This window comes from Acidithiobacillus sp. TH-A36 (genome assembly GCF_057473445.1).
Map to the genome: position 1 here is coordinate 1 of NZ_JBYCKP010000112.1, position 15,755 is coordinate 15,755.

Genomic DNA, 15,755 nt, shown 5'->3' on the forward strand with positions numbered 1-15,755 from the left:
CCACCCGCGCTCCGATTCCAGCCGGAAGCGACCAAAATATGACGCAATATCTCCATACCCAGCTCACACGGACAATCCGCCTGTTAGGTGAGATCGACGAGACATTGGCGCTTCATGGCCGGATATTGGACAGTTATCAGCCCAAGAGTAACGAAAAGATCGGATTGTTCTGGGATCGTCGGAAAGGCCGTGTGAACGGTGCGCTGCAGCCCTTGATGGTGCGCTGGCTCATGCGCCACTTTTCCGGTGGATACCGCTGGTTTTATACGGTTCTGCCGTTAAAGGGGCTTTCCCGCAAAGCGAAGAGCAAAGGCGGGTGGGGGCTCGGTGTTGAGCAAACGCGGGAATCTCTAGTCCGGATGCAGGATTTGATCGAGCACCGCCGCTTGATTGTGCATCAGTGGAATTACCTGGCCAGATCGCTGACCCACGCAGAAAGCTACGCCCGCGATCTGAAGGAAGAGCGTGCATCCTTGCGCGATGCGATACCCAAGGGACCGTTCTACCCTCAATCCCTGAAATACAACCGCCCTGCAGATTAGCAGGCAAAGAAAAACCCCGATGCCGAAGCAAAGGGGTTTGGGTATGGTTAGGGCAGTTGTTCTTCGATCTCTAACAACTTTTCTGCAAACGGGGATCCGGCAATAGCTATTTGCCGCCAGACCAGCACGTCCTCACCTTCTGGATCCTTTACGGGCTCCATATCTGAGCCTTCAACATCGTAGTCGGCAATGACTACCTCAACGCCTTTCCTGTCTGCTTCGTCATCGACATAGACGGCCTGGACCAAACCACCTGATAAGCTGACCAATACTTTCATCGTAATCTCCTTGTTGAGTGTGAGTACCAACAACAAGAGGCTGGACAAAAAGTATGGAAGGGCAGGCAAAGAAAAACCCCAAAGCCGAAGCAGTGGGGTGGGGTAGAGTAAAAATTACGCAGCAGCAGCCGCAGACCGAACTTTCTGAGCGAGATCCCAGAAGTATTCCCCTTTAGCCGCATTACGCGCTGCATTGAGGGTTTTGGGATCTTTGATCCCTGCACCCTTCAGAGCCTCAACCGCAGTACGTGCCTTGTCAGAGGCAATTTTGAAGTGGGGCTTGGTAGCCTTCACCTCATGACCATCTGCATCCTTAACGGACGCCTTGAAATTGATGAACTTGCGCCCATCAGCTCGTTCCTCTTCGACCGGAAAGGCCGACAGAGAAACCATACATCCAAGACCCAACTGCATGACGGCAGAACCGATTTTTGGGACGAGACTTTCACCAAACTCCGTACCAACATCCAGAGAGAGGATTGTGACGGTGCCACTTGAATCCGCCAGATCTACACGAATCTTGCGATAGGTGTTGCCTTCTTTGTCCTTCGTTTCCTTGGTGGAAACGCCAACCAGTTTCCCGGTGAATTTGAACTTGAAAGGTGCCTTGGCCGCTTTCAGATGTTCGCGGACCAGCTTCGCCTGTTCCTCTGCATAGCCTTTTTTCCAGGCGGCATCCCCAATTTCCGATTTGACCGTAGCTAAAGCCTTATTGGTCACTTCGTCGTTTACCAAGATGAATGCGCCTGCCACTGTATTGTGCTGATACATGATGAATCTCCTTTTGAGAAGCAATAAAAAAAGAATCCGAACGGGATGTTCGATGAATTCCGCAAATAAGTGGGTGGACAAAAAGTATGGAAGCGCAGTCTCTTGATTCCCCCCGGCGTATCCGCTATTTTTGAGACAGGCCAAAGAGCATCCCCCTCACGTTGGGATGTGATCTCCTTCCCTGCCTTGGGGTTTTCTTAAATCTTCGGCCAGTCAAGGACAGTCAGTTCCAGGTTCCGTTGCAAGGGCTGGCTGTGAGTAAAGATTCCCCTCACTGTTCGAGGGCAGCGGACACCCGCCCAGGTGTGAACAGCGGGCTTTCATTTTGCGCGACGCCCAAAGAAAAACCCCAAAGCCGAAGCGTTGGGGTGGGGGTTAGTTAGAAAAGCAGGCAGATCAGTGCTTATTGCCCTTTTTGGTCAACAGGTAAATCATGGTTCCTGCTATAATGAATCCACTAAAGGAAACGACTAACTCATACCAATCCAGTGCTGACATAATTAGCATCCTCCTTTACCAAGAATCAGATAACCCATAATTTCAAAGCCTACCCAATCAATAAAGCCTACACAAACGGCAAGGTGTGGAACAAATCCGGTGTCTTTGCCTACAATAATAGCATGTGCAACAGGCCAAACTCCATTCGCAAAAAAAGCAATTCCGGCAATCCGGAAGCTGCCTGCCAGATGCTTCGCCTGCTCACAACTTGGTTTCCAGTTACTCAGATCCCATTTCATACAGCCTCCTTCCGATTTCCGGTCATCACTTCCAGCCACTCTGTCACCGTGATGGTGAGATTGGCGATGGGCTTCTTATCCACCCTGAACGGCACAAAAGCACCGACCGGACCATAAGAACTGCCCATCCTGAAGAACCGACATTCGTCGCTTCTGAAGCGACTCTCTGCCTGGTCGAGCATCTCCCCCGTCACCACACGCCCCATGACTACCGGACGTGTCACCAAAAGCCCGGATAGCCCGTCTATGGTCACAGCCCCCACATCCAGTCCGGAATCCGGCAAGACATAAGGATCCCCTACGGCCTCTCTCCGGCCTTCCCGAAGTTCCTGAACGCTTCTCTGGAACACCCAGGCTTTTTCCTTTACCCAGGCCAGATAATCCGCTTCGGAAATATCTTCGATAGTCGGGGTAAGTGGAGCGATCTGGTCCAGCGTTTTCTGGCACCAGTCACGCACATCCGACAAGAATTTGCCTTCCTGAATCATGTTCAGAATATCCCTGGCTTCCACCAGTTCATCCCCATCGGTCACGAACAGTGCATCGGTCCTGCCTCCCTTGCGGAAACGCAAATACTTGGTTTCTCTGCGATATTCGTAGTATTCCTCAGACGAACGATTATATGGAATGCTTAACTTGTCAAATTCATCGCAAACCCAAGGAACACCATCCCTGGCCTCGTCTTCCGCAAATGACATAATTTTGCTGTCTGCAAGCGACTCCAGACCAGAGTCATCTTTCAGACCCGGAATGTACTTAACGGCCCACACCGGAAACACAACTTCACCGTAATAACGATCACTCATGGCAAATCTCCTTTTGAAAAAACCGCCGAACCCCATGTTCAGCTTTCGTTCCGGAGATAAGAGGCTGGACAAAAAGTATGGATAGGCAGTCGATGGGCAAAGAAAAACCCCAAAGCCGAAGCTGTGGGGTGGGGTAGAATCAAAAATCCCTGAGAGAGATCAGGCAAAAGTCCGGAACGCACCGATCATGGCCGTGGCCGTGTTCTGCATTTCCCCGTGAGATACACGGTCCTTGGCAAAGCCGAAGCCCTGCAGTGCCCCAATTAAGACATACCGGACTTCAATACCTTGATTCATCAGGGCATCGTCGATGGTCTTTGTGTCAGACTCTTTTGCTCCGCCGTCGGTAAGAACCAGCAACAGCTTACGATCCGTTTCGGCCTCGCAGATAAGCTGCTTACCCGCCTCGGACATCGCCTTAGGGAGTTCCGTATATCCGCCAGCGACAACTAGCCAGGGATCTTTGGGAGACAGCGGCGCACTGGAGTACGTCCTTCCTGGGTAATACTCATCGTCAAACCAGGATACGGACCACTCGATCCCCAACGCACTGAAAAGCTGTACCAGAGCAAAAGCCCCGGCATTAGCCCAGTAGTTGCTCTCATCACTTTTATTCACAGCCCCCATGCTACCGCTGGCATCCAGCAGGAGATGAACCGTCATGGACCGACTGTCGCCGTCCACACGATTCCTGAATACGCGCCCGGTAGTCTGGACGTTATACAGGGAGCTGGACACCACACCCGCTGTTCCGGTGCGTGATACCCATTCCTCCTCTTGCGCCTTGGCCCAAAGTTTAGCTTCCAACGGACCTGCTACCTTACGGTACACCCGTTTGGCTTCATCCTTGGACAAATCCAAATATGAAGCATATTCGTTGTCCTTTGCCGGTTGGACATGACATTTTTCCAATGGTGCGTCGTAAGCGTCATGATTCTGGGTAGCATCAGCCGGGAGCATTTCTGCCAGATCTGTCTGATCGAGATCAGGATCCCCGGATTCTGCAGCCTGTTTCGCTGCCATTTTCCGGGGATCCTGATTTGCATCCGAACTGGAGCTATCACCAGAGGATTCTCCAGAATCCTGCTGTGATTCAGACTGGGATGGTTTATTTTCCCCGTCTTCACCATTTTCCTCGTTTTCCCCGGCCAGCAAGCGGCATATTTCATCCGCTGCATACCAGGGAGCCTCTGGACCACTGCCGACCACAGCCTTGTCAGCAATGGCCACCATCCTATCCCAGAGATCCTGCCCAAAAGTTTTGATGGCCTTTTTCTCCCAGGCATCCGCGATGGCATCCAAAGCGTGCTGCCCCAGAAAGTGCGCCCGGTAATGAAACAGCAATCCGAACAAAACCAGATTACCTGGCTTTGTCATCCGCGAAGGATTGCAAAACCAGCCCTCACGAATGGCAAACGTCACCAGTGCGTCCAGAAACTTCCTGGAGCCGGGGTACCGCTTGAACCCCCGATTCTCTATCCGCGCATCTTCCAGAGCGTTCTGGAGGCGTTTCTTGAGGGCTGTGAGGGCCATTCCTTCCGGCGGCATACCTTTGAGCATTCCACCGAGATAGGTATCTCGGATATGGAAGGATTCATGGCACACCAAGCCGAGTGTGACATCGGCCCTTTCCTCTTCTGCCAGAACCGGAAGCACGGGGAGAACAACCCGCTTTCCGTTGGTGTAGGCCGTGGACGCATTGGGGTCCACTTCGACCCGAATACCCCCCAGGCTTTTCCCCAGAGCCGCTGCAACGATTTGTAGTGCCTTCATGACCAATCTCCTTGTATTGAGTGAGTACCAAACACAAGGGGCTGGACAAAATCTATGGATTGGCAAATGCCGTGGCTTTTTGGGAAAAAAACAATCGAAAAACGTCGTCGGCTTCGAGCAGTTTATGGCAGTTTTTGTTAAATATATGCTATCTAATGTGTTCCAGTTTGGGGTGTGCCGAATTTCGTTAATAGATTCATTACGTTAAAGACGATTTTTGGGCTTCTCTACATATAATCGGCTATATGTAGAGTCGGCAGTTTTTTTGCCCAAAAGGGTTTTCTTCAGATGGACCGTTTGCGATGCTTGATAGAGATGGATCGTAGGTCTATAAAAGCGGGGTTAAATTCGTGTTCCCTTGGGAGCACCATAGATTATTTTGATATGGCAATTAAATTTATTAAATTGCTGTCATAGTAAGCTATCATCTGCCAACCTGAGCAAGATGTGTTAAACGGCGTCATTGTTTTACCATACGTCAGTATCACACTTTTAGCGCACAATTTCGTGAAGAATAAATATTAACCACTGATAGGTATAAATAATTTTCGGAATATGGATCAGGTTGTGGGTAAAGCGCCTCGTATTGACTCTGTTTTGTGCTGAAAACTGACAAATCTCAGGCGCTGTTTGACACACATTAGGAACCCAAACTACCGCCAACTCTAAACATAACGTCCTGTCATTTGTTTTTTGGGGCGCATCCTTTATGTGCTAAACGTAGCTTAAACATATTCCAGAGTGGGTCACCTGCAAGAACATGCAGGAACACCATCCCGACGTGCCCAATCCACTGCAAAGCAATTGCAACAGCCCCCCAACGAAGGATGTCCAATAACCATCCAAATGGAATTCCGGACCACCACCCGCGAAACCCGCCTAAGAGTGTCAGACCAGCAGTGGCAACCAGAGTGACCGAGACAAGAAATACTCCGTGCATCAATCCAGGCAGTCCTGCGCGTGGGCCGGGAGGCGCCAAAAACCCTTGAGATAGTCCCCTGATGTCTTGGAAAATTACTCTTAATCCGACGGGATTCAGGGGAAACAAATAACGCAACGTAATGCGTCCACTGCGGCTCAACATCAGCCAACCCCATTGCAAAAGAAGGACCACGATCAGTATCTGCCCCACGATGACATGCCACTCAAAGGGAAACCATCCATATAACCATCCCATGAATCCCGTGATCATTTGGAAAGTGACGGCGGAAAGCAGGAAAAAATGTAGCAGTTTGGCGATATTGGGCCAGCTGTCATCTGATGGGCTCTGTTTTACGTCCAGATGAGAAGAAGGCATGGATATTCCTCTATAGGGTAACGCTCATATATGATTGATGTTCACTATACAAGTACGCAGGTCATCCATAAAAAGATGCAAAAATAAAGGCAATCCTGGGTGCTGCATCCAGATGTAAAAATACTTCATAATCTTAACAGTGAGTTGTAGTTTTTACCTTAAACACTGAGATGGAGAATCAGTTCATGAAAAAATTGATGAATCGCCGTGATTGGCTGAAATCAACCGGAATATGGACGCCTATGGTAAGCTTGGGGTAACGCCTAATGCTGAGGATCTCAACGTTCCAGCTTGTAAAGCCCTTGTTGTTCATGGTCTTACTACCCATGGTCCTGCTTTCCACTGGAGGAAGCCTTTTTAACATGGCTAAGCAGGAAGTTTTTGCGCTATGCTTTTGCCTGTGAAATGCAGATTAAGGTGTGTTGTCCCATGAATCGAGATGTAAAATGTAAATTTTTGTTTATCAGGTTACGGTGATAACCCGTGCCTGAAGTCGCCGAACTGGAAAAACTCCTGCAGAAAGTGGCGCTTGCTGATCAGCAAGCCTTCCGTGATTTTTACGATGCTACGGCTGCGCATCTGTTTCCCGTTGCTTTGCGTATTTTAAGAGAGCAGGGCCGTGCGGCCGATTGTTTACAGGATGCATTTGTGAAAATCTGGTTAAAGGCGGGAGAATACCAGGCGGGCCGGGGCGCTCCCATGGCTTGGGCAGCGGCCATTGTCCGCTACCAGGCTATTGATGAATTGAGACGGCTTCCCAAAGATCAGCCAGGTTGGGAAGACGAAAACTGGGAGCAGTGGGGAGAGCAGGAATTTACTGCTGACCCCCGGATGGCTTCGGAAAAGCAACTTTTATTGGATTGTCTGGAACGACTTCCCAGCGATCAAAGGCAGGCTATTTCCCAGGCTTTTTATCGCGCAGCCAGTTACGACGAAGTGGCGCGCTTTGCTGGTGAAGCGTTGGGTACGGTCAAAAGCTGGATTCGTCGGGGACTTTTAAGTTTGAGAGACTGTTTGCATCATGAATCTGAATAAGTGGCCAAAGCTTGCGGACCTGCTCGCGGGTTCCTATGTACTGGGGACCTTGCACGGGCGGGCACGGCTGCGTTTTGCCCGCATGCTGCGCTCTCGTCCCTGGTTGGCTGCTCGGGTGGCAGAGTGGGAGGACACCTTGATGCCCTACAGTCTGCAGGAGCCACCCATCGCCCCTCCGCGTTCGGTCTGGCAAGGGGTAGTAGCAGAATTGCCAGCGCGAACCGCTGACGCAGTTACAGCCCGCCATGTTTCCTGGTGGCAGAAACTGGGGCTGTGGCGCGCCATGTCGGCCGGTCTGGCGCTGGCGCTGGTTCTTCTGCTGCTCTGGCCAGCACCACCGCGTATGCCCTATATGGCGGTGCTAAACAATACATCGGGTCAGGCGGTGTGGATGCTGCGGGCCAATGATCATCACATGGCCTTGGTGACCATGCGCAGCATGTCTTTGCCTGCCGATAAATCCTTGCAGCTCTGGGCCATTGTTCCGGGTAAAAAGCCCATATCCATGGGGTTATTGCCGACCCATCCAGGGCGCACACCGATATTGGTGACTCCAGACCATCTGGATATGCGCTCGGTTGCCCTGATTGCGGTGACCATGGAGCCAGAAGGCGGTTCGCCAACGGGCCAGCCTACTACGGCCGTATTGTATAAGGCAGATATTCTATCGACGCATTTAAGTAGTTGAGTCTGCAAAAATCATCTTATTGCATCCAAGCATGGAGCGAATGCGTATTTAGTTGAGGATGGCAATATTGCTGTCACCTGCTCAGGAGAACGTCATGAAAGAAATGGAAAATCAAGGTTTGGATCGTCGGGATTTTTTCAAGAAAAGTGCATTGTTTGGGCTGGGACTGGCTGCGGTCAGTAGTTTAACCATGCCAGCTCTGGCGGAAGCGGCTGCCATGCCCAAAGGCCCGAAACATGATTTATATTTGCTGAACTTTGCCCTGAATGCCGAACATCAGGCTATTGCAGCTTATCAGGTCGGGGCCGAAAGCAAGTTGCTGGACCCGGCATTGCTTAAAGTAGCTCTTTCATTTCAGGCAGATCATGAAGCCCATGCAGCTATTCTTGCCGAAACCATCAAAAAGCTGGGTGGAACTCCGGTTGCTCCGAAAGTTTCTCTAAAAGCGCCGATGACCGAGCTGGCCAGTAAGTGGGGATTTCCTCTGGACAAGCTGAAAACCCAGAATGATGTTCTGCATTTTGCTGCCGGTCTGGAAGTTGGTGCTGCCAAGGCCTATCTGGGAACAGTACCCGAGTTCAGTAATCCGGAACTGGCCCATGCAGCAGCCAATATTGAAGGGGATGAAGCCATGCATTTTGCGGTGTTGCGCAGTGCCCTTGGAGAATTCCCCGTTCCAGCGGCTTTTATCTCCGCCATGCCCAGTTAACGTTCCATAACTCCATCGCAGCAGCCTGCATCGCTTGCATAGCGATGCAGGCATTTTTTAATGTGCCTTGAAAAACGTCTGAAATTGGCTACTGAGGCCGGTGGAACAGAAAACCGAGTTAAGAGGCCAATATAGATAGCCAAGTGTTAAACAGCATCATTATTCACAGATAAAGTGGTAAGCGCGATTAAGCAGCAGTCTTATGGAAAATTGTGGGGGAATTATCAAGGAATGATAATCGGTAATGGTGAACTATGGTTTGCCGGGATATGTTCCGATCAATCATGTTCAAAATATGTAGTCAAAATTACTTCAATTAACAACGGATAGGTTTTTTGCGTACGTCAGTGTACAATTTTTGCTGCAGAGTGCTAGGGTATGATTGGTTGTGGTCGCCCGGGATTTTGGTATGAGCAGATTGGAGCGGTACAAGACTTTTAGTGAGTTCTACTGTTTATATTTGAGTGAGCATGAGAACACTGTGTCTAGAAGACTGCACTTCACTGGTACGAGTATGGCTCTGGCTCTCATACTTACCGCGATCGGTTCAGGGATATGGTGGTTGTTGCCTGTTGCTCCATTGCAAGGTTACTTGCTAGCCTGGATCGGCCATTTCTTCTTCGAGCACAATAAGCCTGCTACCTTCAGGTACCCTCTGTTCAGTTTCATGGGCGATTGGCGGCTATGGTGGGAAATTGTTACCGGGAAGCGGACGCTGTAGTGCACAGGAGGAGCAACATTCTCCGAATGCCGCTCCTTGCCAGCCCTCTGTCGGGCAAGTACCATCCCATGCAGAAATGGAACGCGTAAGAGCGGGAGCATAAAAATCATGTTTCACGGCAGTATGGTAGCTTTGGTGACGCCCATGCGCGCAGATGGCGCCGTGGACGATAGGGCATTGCGGGATCTAGTGGAGTGGCATATCAGTGAAGGCACGCATGCGCTGGTAGCGGTGGGTACCACCGGCGAGTCTGCCACTCTGGAAATGAAAGAACATGTTACGGTGATTCGTAGCGTCGTTGAGCAGGTCAGGGGGCGGATACCCGTCATTGCCGGAACCGGTGCCAATGCCACCCATGAAGCCATCAGCCTGACCAAAGCGGCCATGGAAGCCAAGGCAGATGCGGCCCTTCTGGTTTCTCCTTACTATAACAAACCGACTCAGGAAGGGCTTTTCCAGCACTATACGGCTATTGCCGAGGCCTGCCACTTCCCTATGATACTTTATAATGTGCCCGGCCGTACGGCGGGGGACATCCTGCCGGAAACTGTGGCCCGCCTGGCCCCGCGCGCCTGCGTGGTGGGTATCAAGGAAGCCAGTGGCAAAGTCGAGCGAGTGGCCGAAATCCTCCATCAGTGTGGTGATCAGGTTGAAGTGTATACCGGAGATGATGCGGCGGCCTTGGCGGCCATGTCTTTGGGGGCCAAGGGTGTGATTTCCGTGACGGCCAATGTGGCCCCGCGCCTGATGGCTGAAATGTGCAATCTGGCGCTGGCAGGGGACTTTGTGGCCGCCAGAGCGGTCAACGCGCAGTTGGTGGGTCTGCATCGTGACTTGTTTGTAGAGTCCAATCCCATCCCGGTGAAATGGGCCTTGCAGGAAATGGGACGAATGGGACCCGCGTTGCGATTGCCCTTGACCCCGTTGTCCGGAATGTATCACGAGCGTCTGCGCAGCAGTTTGCGCGCAGCGCATTGTCTTTGATTTTTTTCGCGCTCTGTCGCGTTTAGTGGGGTTTTGCATGCGCCGTTATGTTGCTCTTGCCGTAGTTACCAGTCTGGGTTTGGGAGGGTGTTCGTATATTCCTTTCCTGCATACCAGTACGGGTCCGAAATATGAAGATTCGCAGGTGATGAAACCCTTAGCCGTTCCGCCGGACCTGCTGGCTCAGGTACCGGCACCGGGGGTGACTATTCCAGGAGGACCCGTGAATCCCGCTGCCGTGTCGGATAGCACCATGGGCGGATATGGGGTTTTCCAGCCGCGTGAAGCGCCCGGCCAAAAGCCCCTAGAAGAAAAACCGCTGGCCGGGGTCAGTTCGCAAATTGTCGGTACTGGTGCAGATCTGAGCCTGACGACGCAGGCTAAACCTGCGCAGATATGGACTGCAGTCAAGGAAACACTGGCAGCCAACAAGACCCCTGTAGAAAAATTTGCACCCGAGCAGGGTGAACTGGTGACTGGCTGGCATAATTTCCGTACCGGTATTGCGGCCTTTTTCGGCAATACCCTGGCGCCTTCACATCGGGAACGCTACGCTTTTCATTTGCAGACCGCCACCGATGGCAACCAGGTTTTGAGTATCCAGCAGGAGCGTTACTGGAATAACCCCCAGGGCAGTTCGGTGGAATGGAAAAAGGTCCCTGCCGATGCCGATCATAATCGCGACTTGCTGCAGGCAGTGCAGAAGCGTCTGAACCAGTCGGTGCTGCTGGCAGAAATGCCCAAAATCAAGGTGACGCGATATCGCGATGATGGAGGTCCTTATCTGGTTCTGAATGCGGTTCCTGCCAAAGCCCAACCCGCTGTTGAGGTGGCCCTGCAGGGCCTGGGTTATCCGGTCCGCAGCGAAGGAATGGGGGATTGGTCGGTGATGATTCATAAAGACGGCAAGAAGACCCAGCAAAAGCAGGGTTTTGTGGGCGGGATTCTGAACCGTACCTGGGATAACATCAAGGCTATCTGGAGCAGCCCGAAAGATCAGGAGCCGGCCTCGGTGCGGGTCCGCCTGCTGGCCATGAAAGACAACTCTGGTAGCGTCCTGGAAACCGGGCAGGGGGTGGGTAAGACTGCACCCAAGTGGTCGGTGGAAGTGCTCAACAAGTTGCAGACGGCCCTGACCCCGCAATCCGGGGGTAATGCATGATTGAGCGTTATACGCGCCCGGAAATGGGTGCTTTATGGACTCAGGACGCTAAATATCAGGCGTGGCTGGATGTCGAGCTGGCCGCCTGCCGCGCGCTGGCTGCGCGTGGCGGGATTCCGGCCGAGGCCCTGGCAGAAATTGAAGCAAAGGCGGCTTTTGACAGTGCCCGCATTGCTGAAATCGAGCTGGAAGTGAAACATGACGTCATTGCATTTTTGACATCTGTGGCAGAATTTGTGGGGCCTTCCAGTCGCTTTATTCACGTGGGACTCACTTCTTCAGATGTAGTGGATACGGGGTTCGGCTTGCAGCTCAAACGCTCCGGTGAACTGCTTCTGAAAGGCATGGATCGGATTCGCGCCGCGCTGGAGCAACTGGCCTGGAAATACAAGGATACGGTCATGATGGGCCGTTCCCACGGCATTCATGCCGAGCCCATTACTTTTGGTCTGAAAGTGGCCGTCTGGTATGCCGAGGCGCAGCGTAATCACCAGCGTCTGCAGCGTGCCATTGCGGCAGTTTCTGCGGGAATGCTGTCCGGAGCAGTGGGTACTTTTGCCAATATTGATCCGGATATTGAAGAAGACGTCTGTCATGATTTGGGCCTTCATCCAGAGCTGGCCAGCACCCAGGTGATCTCCAGAGATCGTCATGCCGAGTTTTTCAGTACCCTCGCCATCATCGCCGGTTCCATCGAGAAAATCGCGGTGGAAATTCGGCATCTGCAGCGTACGGAAGTACTGGAAGCCGAAGAACCGTTTACGGCGGGGCAGAAGGGCAGTTCTGCCATGCCGCACAAGCGCAATCCGATTCTTTCCGAAAATCTTACCGGCTTGGCGCGCCTGCTGCGCGGCTATGCCGGCATGGCGCTGGAAGACATTGCCCTCTGGCATGAGCGGGATATTTCCCATTCCAGCGTGGAGCGGGTTATTGGTCCGGACGCCTGCATTGTCATGGATTTCATGTTCCATCGGGCCAGTGGGTTGCTGGAAAAACTGGTGGTTTATCCTCAGCATATGATGGATAACCTGAATAAAATGCATGGTCTGATTTTCTCTCAACGGGTATTGCTGGCTTTGACGGCCAAGGGCATGTTGCGGGAAAATGCTTACCGTGTCGTCCAGCGCAATGCCATGCAGGTCTGGGAAAATAATGCCGATTTCAAGGCGCTGCTGGCTGCCGATCCAGATGTTTCGCAGTATCTGCAGGAAAAGGATCTGGCGGAACTGTTTGATCTTGCTTACCACACCCGCAACATTGATCGCATCTTCGCGCGGGTCTTCCCGAAAGGACAGCCGCAATGAGTGAACGTCAGGCATTGTACGAAGGCAAGGCCAAAATTGTTTATGCCAGCAGCGTGGAAGATGAGCTGATCCTGCACTTCAAGGATGACACTTCGGCTTTTGATGGAGAAAAAGTCGAGCAGCTTGCCCGCAAGGGCGAGGTCAATAATGCTTTCAATGCTTTTATCATGGAGTACCTGCAATCCGAGGGTGTACCGACCCATTTTATCCGGCGTCTGGATGCACGCGAAAGTCTGGTGCGCCGTCTGGAAATGATTCCGGTGGAATGCGTGGTTCGCAATCGTGCCGCAGGCTCTTTAACGAAGCGCCTGGGTATTGAGGAAGGGCGGATACTGGAGCCCCCGACCCTGGAGTTTTTTCTGAAAAATGATGCCTTGCATGATCCCATGATCAACACCGCACATATTCGCACTTTTGGCTGGGCCAGTGCAGAAGAGGTGGAAGCCATGCGGCGCTGGACCATGCGTGTAAATACCCTGTTGAAAGCTTTATTTGCCAAGGCCAACCTGATTCTGGTGGATTTCAAGCTGGAATTTGGACGTTTTCACGGCGAATTATATCTGGGTGATGAATTCAGCCCCGACGGTTGTCGCTTATGGGATGCCCAAAGTCTGGAAAAAATGGATAAGGATCGCTTCCGGCGTAATCTCGGCGGGGTGGTGGAAGCCTATCTGGAAGTGGCCCAACGTCTGGGTGTGCCCCTTTAAGTTTATTGTCGGTTCCAGGTCTGATTTTTGAGCGAGGAAACACTTCATGCTGCTGCTGCGCGGCTCTGCGGCCCTTTCTGCCTTTCGTCTGCAACATCTGCTGAAACTCCTGCAAGAAGCCGACCTTCCGGTTGCTTATCTGAATGCGCGCTTTGTGCATCTGCTTGAGCTGAGTGAAGCTCTCAACGCCGAACAAACTGGTGTGGTCACTGCTCTGCTGCGCTATGGAACGCCATTTACCGAAGAGTCCCGGGATGAAATTCAGGAGATTTGCGTATTGCCGCGCCTGGGTACCATTTCTCCCTGGTCGAGCAAAGCCAGCGAAATTTTCCGGCATTGCGGGCTTGGCAACGTCCGCAGGGTCGAGCGCGGTGTGTCCTATACGCTGAAGCGTGCCGGATCAGGTACTTTCAGTAAGACAGAAATGGAGCAAATCCGCCGGCAGCTTCATGATCCCATGACCGAATCTGTGCTTTCTGACTGGGATGCAGCCGAGGCTATTTTCAAGCACCCCGAGCCGGCACATTTGCGGCGGGTGGCGCTGCAGGCGGAGGGCGTGACGGCCTTGACTGAAGCCAATCGCAGCATGGGACTGGCGTTGTCTTCTGCTGAGCTGGATTACCTGAAGGATTATTTTTCAGATCTGGGCAGAGACCCCAGTGATGCCGAACTGATGATGTTTGCCCAGGCGAATTCCGAGCATTGTCGCCATAAGGTATTTAACGCCCACTACCATCTGGATGGCGAAAATCAGTCCCAGAGTCTGTTTGGCATGATCCGTGAAACCCATCGCCTGACTCCGCAAGGCACTTTATCTGCCTACAAGGACAATGCAGCAGTCATGGCGAGTATCATGACCAGTCAGCCCTTTGCCGTGGCCGCAGATGGTCAATATCGGCTAACGCAAGAAAACACCGCCATTTTGATGAAGGTGGAAACCCACAATCATCCAACGGCCATTTCTCCCTTCCCGGGCGCGGCCACGGGCAGTGGTGGGGAAATTCGGGATGAAGGGGCCACGGGGCGGGGTGGCAAACCCAAGGCGGGTCTGACCGGGTTCTCGGTATCTCATCTCCGTATTCCGGGTTATATCCAGTCCTGGGAACAGTCTTTTTATGGCAAGCCTGTGCGTATTCGTTCCGCCCTGGAAATCATGCGCGATGGACCGCTGGGTGCGGCTGCTTTCAACAATGAATTTGGACGTCCGGCCATTGCCGGCTACTTCCGGGTTTTTGAGTGTGATCACAATGGGGTGCATCGCGGTTACCACAAGCCCATCATGCTGGCCGGAGGGCTGGGGCAAATCCGCCCGCAGATGGTGGAAAAGCAGCCTTTGCCGATAGGCGCGAAAGTCCTGGTGATTGGTGGCCCGGCCATGCTCATCGGTCTGGGTGGTGGCGCAGCTTCCAGTGTGGCCAGCGGATCGGGCGATGAACAACTGGATTTTGCCTCGGTGCAACGGGGTAATCCCGAAATGCAACGGCGGGCCCAGGAAGTGATTGAACGCTGCGTGGCTCTGGGCCGAGATTCCCCCATCCTCTCCATTCATGATGTGGGCGCTGGGGGATTATCCAACGCGGTTCCCGAGTTGTTACATGATGGGGGGCGGGGCGGGCGCCTGCAGTTGCGCATGGTACCTAATGAAGAACCCGCCATGTCGCCCATGCAAATCTGGAGTAATGAAGCGCAGGAGCGCTATGTGTTGGCGGTTACTCCGGAGGATTTGCCGCGCTTCGAGGCCATTTGCCAGCGTGAGCGTTGCCCCTACGCCGTACTGGGCGAGGCTGTGGATGAAGATATTCTTCTGGTCGAAGATGCGCTCCTGCAGAATACGCCTGTAGATATGGCGCTCAGTGCGTTACTGGGTTGTCCGCCGCGCATGGACAGAGATAGTCGGCATCAGATGGTTCAGACCCAATCTCTGGACCTGTCTGGAGCCGTTCTGCGCGATGCTGCCTACGCGGTGCTCCGTCATCCCTCAGTAGCCAGTAAGGAGTTCCTGATTACCATTGGCGACCGGAGCGTGGGCGGCCTGATTCACCGCGATCAGATGGTCGGTCCCTGGCAGGTGCCGGTTGCTGACTGTGGGGTGACCGCAGCGGATTTCTGGAATACCCATGGTGAGGCGATGGCCATTGGCGAAAGGGCGCCAGTGGCGGTTCTGAACCCCGTAGCCAGTGCGCGCCTGGCCATTGCTGAAGCACTGACCAATCTTTGGGCGGCAGATGTGCGGGCACTGGA

At 52.8% G+C, this 15,755-nt stretch carries 16 protein-coding genes; 10 read left to right on the plus strand and 6 right to left on the minus strand.

All coding sequences use genetic code 11. The features are described 5' to 3' along the window. Positions 1-542: hypothetical protein (locus AC2VLY_RS03090; protein WP_486921749.1), on the plus strand; the 542-nt coding region annotated here is incomplete at its 5' end. Positions 543-589: 47 nt separating this feature from the next. Here the strand turns inward: AC2VLY_RS03090 and AC2VLY_RS03095 are convergent. The 6 genes from AC2VLY_RS03095 to AC2VLY_RS03120 all read right to left on the minus strand — a co-directional run bounded on the left by AC2VLY_RS03095 (position 590) and on the right by AC2VLY_RS03120 (position 6,204). After that, positions 590-820: a hypothetical protein gene (locus AC2VLY_RS03095; RefSeq protein WP_486921750.1), complete on the minus strand. Its 231-nt coding sequence runs from the start codon at positions 818-820 to the stop codon at positions 590-592. A gap of 114 nt (positions 821-934) precedes the next feature. Continuing rightward, the gene (locus AC2VLY_RS03100; protein ID WP_486921751.1) at positions 935-1,591 is read right to left on the minus strand and encodes a hypothetical protein; all 657 of its coding nucleotides are present in this window, start codon (positions 1,589-1,591) and stop codon (positions 935-937) included. Between the two features lie 500 nt (positions 1,592-2,091). Further along, positions 2,092-2,328: a hypothetical protein gene (locus AC2VLY_RS03105; RefSeq protein WP_486892162.1), complete on the minus strand. Its 237-nt coding sequence runs from the start codon at positions 2,326-2,328 to the stop codon at positions 2,092-2,094. Further along, positions 2,325-3,134 (minus strand): hypothetical protein, encoded by an 810-nt coding sequence (locus AC2VLY_RS03110; RefSeq protein WP_486921752.1) that lies wholly within the window; start codon positions 3,132-3,134, stop codon positions 2,325-2,327. Before AC2VLY_RS03110 ends, AC2VLY_RS03105 begins: the two co-directional genes overlap by 4 nt. A gap of 159 nt (positions 3,135-3,293) precedes the next feature. Then, on the minus strand, positions 3,294-4,907 hold the full coding sequence (locus AC2VLY_RS03115) for a hypothetical protein (protein WP_486921753.1): 1,614 nt from the start codon (positions 4,905-4,907) through the stop codon (positions 3,294-3,296). 682 nt (positions 4,908-5,589) lie between these two features. Further along, positions 5,590-6,204, minus strand: coding sequence for a cytochrome b/b6 domain-containing protein (locus AC2VLY_RS03120; RefSeq protein WP_486892360.1), 615 nt, complete (start codon positions 6,202-6,204; stop codon positions 5,590-5,592). A 483-nt stretch (positions 6,205-6,687) separates the two neighbouring features. On the opposite strand from AC2VLY_RS03120, the gene AC2VLY_RS03125 reads away from it, so the two are divergent. The 9 genes from AC2VLY_RS03125 to purL all read left to right on the plus strand — a co-directional run. Next, positions 6,688-7,239 (plus strand): sigma-70 family RNA polymerase sigma factor, encoded by a 552-nt coding sequence (locus AC2VLY_RS03125; RefSeq protein WP_300251224.1) that lies wholly within the window; start codon positions 6,688-6,690, stop codon positions 7,237-7,239. Further along, on the plus strand, positions 7,226-7,927 hold the full coding sequence (locus AC2VLY_RS03130) for an anti-sigma factor (protein WP_300251226.1): 702 nt from the start codon (positions 7,226-7,228) through the stop codon (positions 7,925-7,927). Before AC2VLY_RS03125 ends, AC2VLY_RS03130 begins: the two co-directional genes overlap by 14 nt. A gap of 94 nt (positions 7,928-8,021) precedes the next feature. After that, positions 8,022-8,636 (plus strand): ferritin-like domain-containing protein, encoded by a 615-nt coding sequence (locus AC2VLY_RS03135; RefSeq protein WP_193649518.1) that lies wholly within the window; start codon positions 8,022-8,024, stop codon positions 8,634-8,636. 409 nt (positions 8,637-9,045) lie between these two features. Then, complete coding sequence (locus AC2VLY_RS03140) at positions 9,046-9,357, plus strand: Mpo1-like protein (protein ID WP_486921754.1); 312 nt, start codon at positions 9,046-9,048, stop codon at positions 9,355-9,357. A gap of 108 nt (positions 9,358-9,465) precedes the next feature. Further along, positions 9,466-10,341, plus strand: coding sequence for a 4-hydroxy-tetrahydrodipicolinate synthase (dapA, locus tag AC2VLY_RS03145; RefSeq protein WP_486892362.1), 876 nt, complete (start codon positions 9,466-9,468; stop codon positions 10,339-10,341). Positions 10,342-10,378: 37 nt separating this feature from the next. Continuing rightward, positions 10,379-11,503 carry an NlpB/DapX family lipoprotein gene (gene bamC / locus AC2VLY_RS03150; protein ID WP_486921755.1) on the plus strand — a complete coding sequence of 375 codons (1,125 nt, stop codon included), beginning with the start codon at positions 10,379-10,381 and terminating at the stop codon, positions 11,501-11,503. Next, on the plus strand, positions 11,500-12,807 hold the full coding sequence (gene purB, locus AC2VLY_RS03155; RefSeq protein WP_486921756.1) for an adenylosuccinate lyase: 1,308 nt from the start codon (positions 11,500-11,502) through the stop codon (positions 12,805-12,807). The genes bamC and purB overlap by 4 nt, the downstream gene beginning before the upstream one ends. Beyond that, positions 12,804-13,514, plus strand: coding sequence for a phosphoribosylaminoimidazolesuccinocarboxamide synthase (gene purC, locus AC2VLY_RS03160; RefSeq protein WP_075323172.1), 711 nt, complete (start codon positions 12,804-12,806; stop codon positions 13,512-13,514). Before purB ends, purC begins: the two co-directional genes overlap by 4 nt. Positions 13,515-13,560: 46 nt before the next feature. Then, the coding region (purL, locus tag AC2VLY_RS03165; protein ID WP_486921757.1) for a phosphoribosylformylglycinamidine synthase at positions 13,561-15,755 on the plus strand (2,195 nt) is incomplete at its 3' end.